This window comes from Anaerobacillus sp. MEB173 (assembly GCF_052119505.1).
Taxonomy (GTDB): domain Bacteria; phylum Bacillota; class Bacilli; order Bacillales; family JBJMAU01; genus JBJMAU01.
The window spans coordinates 1-572 of the sequence record NZ_JBJMAU010000065.1 but is presented as its reverse complement, the minus strand read 5'-3'; the positions used below and the strand labels follow the sequence as shown (position 1 = coordinate 572).

Below are 572 nucleotides of genomic sequence, written 5' to 3'. Positions count from 1 at the left end.
TTATTCCACAGTAGCTCAGTGGTAGAGCAATCGGCTGTTAACCGATCGGTCGTAGGTTCGAGTCCTACCTGTGGAGCCAAACGGAGAAGTACCCAAGTGGCTGAAGGGGCGCCCCTGCTAAGGGTGTAGGTCGTTTACGCGGCGCGAGGGTTCAAATCCCTCCTTCTCCGCCAGTATTTTCTGGCCCGTTGGTCAAGCGGTTAAGACACCGCCCTTTCACGGCGGTAACACGGGTTCGAATCCCGTACGGGTCACCAATTATTCAGTTGATAGTTAAAAGTTAATAATTCTTCTAGAGTTACTCAAGAAGGCCTTAACTCTAAACTCTACACTTTAAACTCTAAACTATTACGGAGGATTAGCTCAGCTGGGAGAGCACCTGCCTTACAAGCAGGGGGTCGGCGGTTCGATCCCGTCATCCTCCACCATAATATGCCGGCCTAGCTCAATTGGTAGAGCAACTGACTTGTAATCAGTAGGTTGGGGGTTCAAGTCCTCTGGCCGGCATTGCAATTATCTTTTTATGAGTTTAAATAACTCTAATCTCTACATTCTAAACTCTAAACTAATAA

General features: G+C 47.7%; 5 tRNA genes. All 5 read left to right on the top strand.

Annotated elements, in window-relative coordinates:
• Nucleotides 1-4 precede the first annotated feature (4 nt).
• The 5 genes from ACJ2A9_RS23780 to ACJ2A9_RS23760 all read left to right on the top strand — a co-directional run bounded on the left by ACJ2A9_RS23780 (nucleotide 5) and on the right by ACJ2A9_RS23760 (nucleotide 507).
• Nucleotides 5-79 (top strand) — tRNA-Asn (locus ACJ2A9_RS23780).
• 3 nt (nucleotides 80-82) lie between these two features.
• A tRNA-Ser gene (locus tag ACJ2A9_RS23775) sits at nucleotides 83-173 on the top strand.
• Between the two features lie 9 nt (nucleotides 174-182).
• Nucleotides 183-257: transfer RNA gene (locus ACJ2A9_RS23770), tRNA-Glu, on the top strand.
• A gap of 95 nt (nucleotides 258-352) precedes the next feature.
• Nucleotides 353-428, top strand: a tRNA-Val gene (locus tag ACJ2A9_RS23765).
• A gap of 6 nt (nucleotides 429-434) precedes the next feature.
• A tRNA-Thr gene (locus ACJ2A9_RS23760) sits at nucleotides 435-507 on the top strand.
• The last annotated feature ends 65 nt before the right edge of the window (nucleotides 508-572 follow it).